The organism is Microcoleus sp. BM001215392, from assembly GCF_036700185.1.
Lineage (GTDB): Bacteria > Cyanobacteriota > Cyanobacteriia > Cyanobacteriales > Microcoleaceae > Microcoleus.
The window spans coordinates 1-8,060 of the sequence record NZ_JAUBOJ010000360.1 but is presented as its reverse complement, the minus strand read 5'-3'; the positions used below and the strand labels follow the sequence as shown (position 1 = coordinate 8,060).

The 8,060-nt window shown below is 44.8% G+C and carries 10 protein-coding genes and 1 pseudogene; 1 reads left to right on the top strand and 10 read right to left on the bottom strand.

What is annotated here, in order from left to right:
* The 9 genes and pseudogenes from QT974_RS27680 to QT974_RS27640 all read right to left on the bottom strand — a co-directional run.
* Positions 1-870, bottom strand: an 870-nt coding sequence (locus QT974_RS27680; RefSeq protein ID WP_333471611.1) for a DUF512 domain-containing protein, incomplete at its 3' end; no start/stop codon positions are given.
* A 259-nt stretch (positions 871-1,129) separates the two neighbouring features.
* The gene (locus tag QT974_RS27675) at positions 1,130-1,498 is read right to left on the bottom strand and encodes a clan AA aspartic protease (protein ID WP_333471610.1); all 369 of its coding nucleotides are present in this window, start codon (positions 1,496-1,498) and stop codon (positions 1,130-1,132) included.
* The gene (locus QT974_RS27670; protein ID WP_293183895.1) at positions 1,495-1,770 is read right to left on the bottom strand and encodes a hypothetical protein; all 276 of its coding nucleotides are present in this window, start codon (positions 1,768-1,770) and stop codon (positions 1,495-1,497) included. The genes QT974_RS27675 and QT974_RS27670 overlap by 4 nt, the downstream gene beginning before the upstream one ends.
* A 122-nt stretch (positions 1,771-1,892) precedes the next feature.
* Positions 1,893-2,303 carry a hypothetical protein gene (locus QT974_RS27665; protein ID WP_333471609.1) on the bottom strand — a complete coding sequence of 137 codons (411 nt, stop codon included), beginning with the start codon at positions 2,301-2,303 and terminating at the stop codon, positions 1,893-1,895.
* A gap of 45 nt (positions 2,304-2,348) precedes the next feature.
* The gene (locus tag QT974_RS27660) at positions 2,349-2,717 is read right to left on the bottom strand and encodes a type II toxin-antitoxin system RelE family toxin (protein ID WP_333471608.1); all 369 of its coding nucleotides are present in this window, start codon (positions 2,715-2,717) and stop codon (positions 2,349-2,351) included.
* Positions 2,710-2,952 carry a hypothetical protein gene (locus QT974_RS27655; RefSeq protein WP_333471607.1) on the bottom strand — a complete coding sequence of 81 codons (243 nt, stop codon included), beginning with the start codon at positions 2,950-2,952 and terminating at the stop codon, positions 2,710-2,712. Before QT974_RS27655 ends, QT974_RS27660 begins: the two co-directional genes overlap by 8 nt.
* Before the next feature lie 27 nt (positions 2,953-2,979).
* Positions 2,980-5,538, bottom strand: coding sequence for a sigma 54-interacting transcriptional regulator (locus QT974_RS27650; RefSeq protein WP_333471606.1), 2,559 nt, complete (start codon positions 5,536-5,538; stop codon positions 2,980-2,982).
* A 105-nt stretch (positions 5,539-5,643) separates the two neighbouring features.
* Positions 5,644-6,189, bottom strand: coding sequence for an adenylate kinase (locus tag QT974_RS27645; RefSeq protein ID WP_333471605.1), 546 nt, complete (start codon positions 6,187-6,189; stop codon positions 5,644-5,646).
* Between the two features lie 143 nt (positions 6,190-6,332).
* Positions 6,333-6,649, bottom strand: a pseudogene (locus tag QT974_RS27640) (YnfA family protein).
* A 274-nt stretch (positions 6,650-6,923) separates the two neighbouring features.
* Here QT974_RS27640 and QT974_RS27635 point away from each other — a divergent pair.
* Positions 6,924-7,154, top strand: coding sequence for a hypothetical protein (locus tag QT974_RS27635; protein WP_333471604.1), 231 nt, complete (start codon positions 6,924-6,926; stop codon positions 7,152-7,154).
* 255 nt (positions 7,155-7,409) lie between these two features.
* Here QT974_RS27635 and QT974_RS27630 read toward each other — a convergent pair.
* A partial coding sequence (locus tag QT974_RS27630) for a class I SAM-dependent methyltransferase (RefSeq protein WP_333471603.1) occupies positions 7,410-8,060 on the bottom strand: 651 nt, incomplete at its 5' end.

Below are 8,060 nucleotides of genomic sequence, written 5' to 3'. Positions count from 1 at the left end.
CCTTAGTAAGGGGGGGCTGGGGGGGGTGAATTTTAAACTTTTTTTATTCGCCTTTTTACCACCTTTCCCCCCACTCAAAACCTCTTGAATTTTCTGCACTTGCGCGATAACTTCCCGCGCTTTTTCGGCAGTTACAGCAATTAATTCATCTTCCGCAGGACGAAAGCGAGTCAAACCCACCGGCACCACAGCCACCGAAGCCACAGCCGGGATATTTCCAGTATGAAACTTTGCCAAATCCAACAAAGTGCGTTCCAAATGTTCGCCATCATTAATCCCCGGACAAACCACAACTTGAGCGTGAATTTGCAAGCGCCGCTCTTGAAACCATTTGATTTGTTCGAGAATCTTCCCAGCGCGAAAATTTTTCAACAACCGAATCCGCACATCCGGTTCCGTAGCGTGCACGGAAACATAGAGAGGAGAAAGCCGCATTTGTTCGATGCGGTTCCATTCTTTTTCCGTCAGATTGGTGAGAGTGAGATAGCTGCCATAAAGAAAGCTGAGGCGGTAGTCATCATCTTTGAGATAGAGAGTTTCGCGCTTTCCCGGAGGCTGCTGGTCAATAAAGCAAAAAGGGCAGCGATTGTTACACTGAATTAGTCCGTCGAAGAGGGCCGTTTCAAATTCCACACCCAAGTCTTCGTCATAGTCTTTTTCTATTTCTAACTTGTGAGTTTTACCTTTAGCATCTAAAACTTCTAGTTCCAGAAATTCATCGGCGCACAGGAATTGATAGTCGATCAAGTCTCTGGGTTTTTGGCCGTTGATGGCGACGATCGAGTCTCCGGCATCAAATCCCATTTCGGCGCAGATGCTGTCGGGGATAACTTTGGTAATTCTGGCTGGCCGGGTTGATGAGTCGCTCATAAGTTCGGGATTTTTTTTTATATTTAATAAATTATTTTTGACAATTTTTGGGAGATTAGTCCTGGGCGCACGGGTGGCGATCGACAACCGGGTTTTTATCCAAATACTTGCTTGAGGCCCTCTATCTCGGTTGAAAACCCGGTTTCTTTTTTTGGAGTGCGTCGATAACTATATATTTGAATGTGTAAATATCATTATCACAATTAGCGTCCTTTGTCAACTTTGTTGCCCAGCATCGAGCGTAGTAATTTGTTATACTTTATATTTTTTTGAGAGTCACGATACCGCTGTCTACAATCTGAATTGTTAGCTGGTAGCCATCCATCAATGACATACCAATAAGTGGATCTGAATCAGCTTCATCAATTGGTATAGTAACTGGCTGACCATCCCAGAGAATAGTTGCTTCATAGATATCAAATATACTCTCACTGCCGTCAGCTAGTATTGCCCGTCCTCGTCTCTGCCAAGGCAATCCTAAAATAACAACCAAATCTGGTGGTAAAGATAGCCAGCCATTAAAACCCGTATCTACAACAGCATCTCGCTCGTATAGTTCACCGTTACTGCTGTAGATGGATATGCGAAGAATTGGTTCATAATCGCCGTTAACTACTCCTGTAATCATTTTGCTTTTTGGATGCGACCGGCACCAAAACGACGGACATAGGTTGAACCAACGCGCACGATCCATATCTGAGCAGTGGGGTACTTTGTTCGGAGTCGGCTACAGGCAACTATCTCGTTACTATCGATCTCCCATGCAGATGTCTCAATATCGATCGCCACAATTTTACCTTTGTTACTCGGCTCAACTTGCGATCGCACTATGCGATCGTATATCTCATCGCCAAGTCGTGCAAACTCTTGCTTGCTATAACGGGGTTTCAGAATAGTCATCGCAGTTCTCTGTCGTTGTCAACTTAATTATACACTTTTAACTTTCAGACGATGTTTACATTTACCAAATCAACTGAATTAGCTTTAATATAATGCTTTATGTTGGGCAACAGCATAAAGCATTATATTTTTTCCATGCACTCCCCTGCAATCTGCACGTGAAAAGTTATTCCAGATCGCCTAGGCGCCCATCCAAGTTGCACCGCTTGCCGTATCCATTGTCCTACATCAGAGGGTGTTACTGATTGAACTTCTTGCGTCGAGATGATCTGCCATACTTTTACCTCTGGTGGTGCTCCCTCAGCAGGTTTTACCGGTATAAATTCACAGTTAGTTCGACTCCAACCTTGAGGATGAGGGCGATCGGTGATAATAACTAATGCCGAGCCTGGTTTTTCAGCGTGTTCGACAGCAACATGAAGATTTCCGCAGCCGGATTCTGCTTGAATATTAGTAGCTTGTCTGCGGATGAGCCAGATGAAAGGCTCCCCGTCAACAAGGATTTTTCTTGTTCCTTTTTTCGGTATTGACATAGTTTGCTTCAAGCTGGCTTACTTGCGTGATTAAAACGAAAAAACTCAAGCATCTGTTTCTTCAGGAGTTGTGCTGAACCCTTTGATAATTTGACGAATCTCCTCTATCTCAATGTCTTCGCGCTCTGATTTTGAGTAAATGTCCAGTAAAACAATCAGCGTGGTTGATGAAATCCAGTAAATTAGGCGATAACCACCACTCTTACCTTTTTGAGTATCGCTGTTTCTAATCCGCACCTTCATAACTGGGAAGCCAATGTCAGGGATTCTATCTCCCAGAAAATCTCCAACTTGTAATTGTTCAAGCACAGGTTGAATATCGGTTGGAATTTGCCGGTATTTCTTGGCGAGGTTTTTCAATTTTCGCTGAAATTCAGGTGTGAGACGAATCTCAACAAGGGGAGAATCAGTCAACGTCGATTCCCTCCCACAGTTGAGCAAGGGGTAAAGTTTGTTCGGTTATGGCTTGCTGCCAAGATTGGCGAAAGCTTGCTATTGAAAAATCTGTATCTTCCTCTGTTATTGCAGCTTGAGTTTCCAGAGAATGGGTGCGTTGAATAATAGCGGATAGTGTTTTAAGTAGTTCAAGTTGTTCTGTCAATGACAGGGACTGAGCAAGATCGATCGCTTGTTGAAGTTGTGAAGTCATAGTCAATCATCCTTGTTTTATTTTACATTAATTTCCCACGATCGCATACCACAAACTCACCATCAAACACAAACTCGCTAAATGCTGAGGAATCAAAGATTTAATCGAGCGCTTGGCAATTTTCTGAGTCACAAATATCGTCACCAACAATGACACAATTAAAGTTAGACCTTGCAAGAAACTAATCACCGCCGGATCTCCGACAAAACTCGGCAAATCATCTCTAATTTGTCCGAAAGTCGCAAAAGTTACGGGAATCACTCGCCCGCCTTCCTGCAAACCCAATCGCCAATAGTGAGCCAAACTACCGCCCCAAACTAGAGGTAGATATCCGTAGGCGAGACAGACAAATGAAAGGGGTTTAGTAATTTTAAATGGGATAGTTTCTGCTTTTCCCAATCGATAAATTGCTTGCATGACTGCATAGGCAACTAACGGAATCATCGGCGGGATCATTAACACCGCGATTGACAGTCCTAAATGAGGCAAAAATTGTTCTAAATTGATGCCCAGCCCCAACAAACTATTTATTTCCGGTAAGCGGTGGATATAAATTCCGCCTAATAATAGAAATAATAGGGCAACTTCATAACCGTGGGGAACGTGGGTAGTCCACAATTCAATGCCGGGAGGGCGCAAATTTAATTCTACCGATCGATGCGGACAAGCTTTCAAGCAAGTCATGCACAAGACGCAATCTTTATTATCGGTTAATTGCGCGGGATGGGAATAAACTGGACATCCATTAGTAGTTAATCCTTCCCCAAAACCTTCGCCACCTTTATAGCAATGGTAGGTGCTGCATTCTGCCGCGCAGGTTCCCTGTTGGGCGCGCAGTTCGATAATTGAGAGTTTAGCAAATAATCCATTCATGCCGCCGATCGGGCATAAATAACGACACCAAAACCGCCTCTCGAATATCAGCGAAAAAATTACCGCGCCCGCCGTAATTAGCAATAACAAACAACTGGATAAATAGGCGGTATTTTCTAAATTCCACAACTCTTCCCACAGAAATATTAGAGTAAATAATCCGAAGAGAAACCAGCCACCCCATTTTTCGGCTTGTTGGCGCGGCCATTTATTGAGAGTGCGCGGGAAAATTTTCAGCGATAGTTTCTGGACGATTTCTCCATAAATCATAAATGGACAAAAAGCGCACCACAATCGCCCGATGATGGGGAATAATAATAAAATTAACGGCCACCACCAAGCCCAAAAGATATTTAGGGCAAAATTATGCTGTCGATCTTGGGGAGCAACAAACAGGATAGTTACTACCAATGCAAATACCCACGTAGTAAACCAATAATTCACGCGATCGGGATACCAATCGCTCCGTAAAAATTGCCGAAATTTGGGATATATCTTGAATAAATTGAGTCTAAATTTTTGTTGCTTTGTCGCCTGCGCCCAAAAGACTTCTTCTGTTAATACCTGACTTCCCTGTGCTTGAGCTAAAGCGCGATCGACCATTCCCTGCAATTCCTGCAAGTTCCCGGGAAAATCGTAGGTTTGCAAGCGGCGAATTGCTTCCGGCGTGACTTGGGGCTTGACTAATTTTTTTTGGCGAGAAAAGATGTTGAGATAATAGTTAACTTGTGCCTCTAAATCTTCTTTGCGCACCCGCAATGACGGGACTTTAATCTTGTGTTGCGTCAGCTTATCTAGCTGGGGTTGGACGATTTCTGAGATTAAAATTATCCGGGCATTGCTAGAACGCGGTGGCGGCGGTATTTGTCCTTCTCTGACAACTGGTGTATAGGTTCCCTCGGTTAATAGTTGCTGAATTTGGGGGCTTAATTGAGCTGGTAATTCTTGAACGTCATTTAAAATTAACGTGCCTTCTCCCAACCATTCCAGCAGTCCCGGTTTACTGCCCAAACGCCCGAATAATTCGGCTCCGTTTGTCTGAAGCAAGGCACTTTTTAGCTGAATAACTGGCTGGCTGCGACGATTGGAACCGAAATGAATTAAAGCAGCTAAATTATCCTTTTCTAAACCTGGTTCGCCAGAAATTAATACCGATCGCTCGTCACTCGATGCAGCCCGAATTTGTTGGCGCAATTTTACCGCATAACGGCTATTCCCGATGACTCCCCGTTTCGCCTGCGGTACTAGATAGCTGCGGAGGGCATTTTGACGCTCTCTTTCATAGGCGATTTCTGCTTCTAGCTGCTCTAATTTCGCGGCCAAACGTTGAGCGTAGGCTTCGGTGATGCGTGGATATTTTTCTAGCAAACTGCGCCAGCGATCGGCACTAATGACCCAAAATTGACATTCTGTACGAGTAATAATTCTACTATCTGCCGGTTGCGATCGCTGGAGTGCCGATAAATTGACGATCGCCCCCGGTAACAAACTGCTCCCCCACATTAAGCCCGGTTGTTTGCGGCGGTAGCGATCGGCAACTCCCCCTTCTAGGATGTAGAGATTGGTGACTGGTGTATCTTCGATTACCACTCGAAATCCCGGGGGAAAAGTTGACATGGACATTTCCAGGGCGATCGCCTGTAAAATGTCGCGGGATAATATGCCTAATTCGGTGCTCTCTTCGAGCCAGTTAACTAATGTTTCGGTAGACATCGCTTAGCGCCGGCGAAAGCCGAATTGTGGTGCTACATCAATATTAATGGCAACTATAGCACGTCCCGTTCAAGTCCGACATACAGGTTTAGTTTAGTTGAGTCGTTAGGCTGGTGCACTATCTTCAAAGTTAAACTCATTTTCAATTGATGCAAAAAATTGCGAAATCTGCTCAGTCGATGTGATGTGATAAACACTTTTGGTACTTCGCGCCCGATCGATATATTCGCGATATTTTGGGTTCAAATATTTGTCACACAACCAAAGCACGCGGTAACTGGTAATCGAACTCTTTAATATTGGACTGTTTTCCGGCCAGCCTGCGGGCGGTTTAAAGTAACCCGAGATCAGTCGTTTAGTCACCCACCAGAAATGCACGTATAGCGGTAGATCGATAAAAACCAGGGTATCCGCCTCATCAAGTCGCAGCCAGAGGGTTTCTGTGCAACCAAAGCCGTCAATAATCCATCTGTCAGCCTGCAAAATTTGCTGATGGGCGCGCTTATAATCTTCCTGTGAAACCTCAACGCCGCCCGATCGATATTGAATCTTGTCTAAGATATGAAGTGGCAATCCAGTGATGTCCGATAATCTCTTGCTAAGAGTGGATTTACCGCCTCCGGTGTTGCCAAATACTGCTACTTTTTTCATAGCTGCTCCTTCGCCATAATTCAAGTTTAAGTTTAGCCGATCGACTTTGCGAACAAGTATTTAGCGCGATCGACTTCGAGAGCCCGCTGCATTCTACAATAATTGAAAATTGAAAATGGTATAATTCCCCCGGGTTCCGGCTGCTAACGGCGAGGTGCGTAGATAATCACCAAAACGCCCAGCAATGCAATCCACCCTCCCAGTAAATCGTATTTATCGGGAACAACGCGATCGACAATCGGGCCCCACAGAATCGACAGCACAATAAAAACGCCCCCGCAAGCCGCATACGCGCGTCCGAAAGTAGCAGGTTGCAGCGTGGAACTCCGTAAACCCCCAAGATAACCATCCCAATTACTGCTAACGAAGGGCTTTTGCCTTCGCGCAACCACAGCCAAAACAAGTAGCCACCGCCTATTTCGCACAGTCCCGCCAATACAAAAAGTAACAAAAATTGCATCATATTATGTGCGATCGAATGTCTTGCTGCTAACATTAAATCATTAATTCTTCCGTGGATTACTGCGATGGCTAAGTCTAAAACTTACATTGGCAAATTAAAACCTCGATATTCCTTCATGCTGAACCCGTATAGCGATATCCGGTTGAGCAAATGTCCGAAGTGTGAAAAACTGACACATCTGCGGAAATTTGCTTTGTTTATCTGGATTGAGGGCCTGGGCCCACTCATACAGGGAAAAACCTGTCGCTACTGCTCGAAATGCGAGTTAATTATGGCGCATCAAGATGAATTGGAGGCAGAATTGATGTTAGCCTTGCAGAAAATCGCACCGCAGGCGATCGGCAATGATTATTTGGTTGTCGGAACCTTCGATAAAAAGGTGTGGCAGGGCGGACTCAAAAATGAAGAAAATTCTGCGGGGGCGGAAATGTTCAACTATTTGGCTGATTTCAAAACAACGCTGGATTTGAAGGTTGAACCGGGAGGTTGGTATCGAAACTAGGTATTCGATTTGGGGAGTTGCTGGTGCGATCGTATGGAATAGTCTCTTATAATTAAAGACTTAGCATTTTATTTTTGAGCAGGTACGTTGTTGCGCTTCAGCGCTCTTTTTGGGATATTGGAAAGAGCGAAGACAGCGCAACAACGTACCTGGAATTAATAGTTGTAGCAGCGAGAGTTATTACTGGCGACGCACCTTATATTTAGAAAATCAATGGGGTAGGCACGGGAACACTACCCTACAAATTTATCTGAATCATTTAGGATTGCTATATAACTTTGCTTTCTCGCCAACGATCGCAGCGATGGGAACCGCATAATGAATTGCATCGCCTCGCAAATGCGCGCCAATCCCCAGATTGTCAACACCAATATCTTCTCTAAAAAGTTGTCGCAGCTTATCGTCATCGCCGGGGTTGGGGAAAGAAGCAGCTAACTGCTGTTCTAGCTCCAATTCTACTTTATAAAATGCTAATTTGACATTTTGCAGATTCGCATCTGCGACTAATTTAGGCAACTCTTCCAACGTCAAGGCGCGAGTATGAGATGGATCGCGCAGCTTCTCAATATAGTTGTAAGCATCCACTTTTTCCGGCGGCATTGCCACATCAGCAATCAAAATGCGATCGCCCGCGCGACACACCCTAACCATCTCCGACAGCACAACATCCGGCTGCAAGAAGTGATGGAAAGCGTAACGACTCAGCACAATCGAAAAACTCTCATCGGGAAACGGTAGCGTTTCGATATCGCCTTGCAGCCACGAGAGATTAGTCAAGTTTTTTTGCTCTGCCAAAATTCTGGCTTGTTCTAGCATTGCCGGTGTTAAATCGATGCCAGTAACGCGACTGGAAACGGGTGCATCTGGTTTTGGAAGAGGGCGAAGCATGACCGCATATAAGTTATT

Excerpts from the sequence above, each read along its gene's own strand:
- QT974_RS27675 (WP_333471610.1), bottom strand. The coding sequence starts at position 1,498 with ATGATTACAGGAGTAGTTAACGGCGATTATGAACCAATTCTTCGCATA.
- QT974_RS27670 (WP_293183895.1), bottom strand. The coding sequence starts at position 1,770 with ATGACTATTCTGAAACCCCGTTATAGCAAGCAAGAGTTTGCACGACTT.
- QT974_RS27665 (WP_333471609.1), bottom strand. The coding sequence starts at position 2,303 with ATGTCAATACCGAAAAAAGGAACAAGAAAAATCCTTGTTGACGGGGAG.
- QT974_RS27655 (WP_333471607.1), bottom strand. The coding sequence starts at position 2,952 with ATGACTTCACAACTTCAACAAGCGATCGATCTTGCTCAGTCCCTGTCA.
- QT974_RS27650 (WP_333471606.1), bottom strand. The coding sequence starts at position 5,538 with ATGTCTACCGAAACATTAGTTAACTGGCTCGAAGAGAGCACCGAATTA.
- QT974_RS27645 (WP_333471605.1), bottom strand. The coding sequence starts at position 6,189 with ATGAAAAAAGTAGCAGTATTTGGCAACACCGGAGGCGGTAAATCCACT.
- QT974_RS27635 (WP_333471604.1), top strand. The coding sequence starts at position 6,924 with ATGGCGCATCAAGATGAATTGGAGGCAGAATTGATGTTAGCCTTGCAG.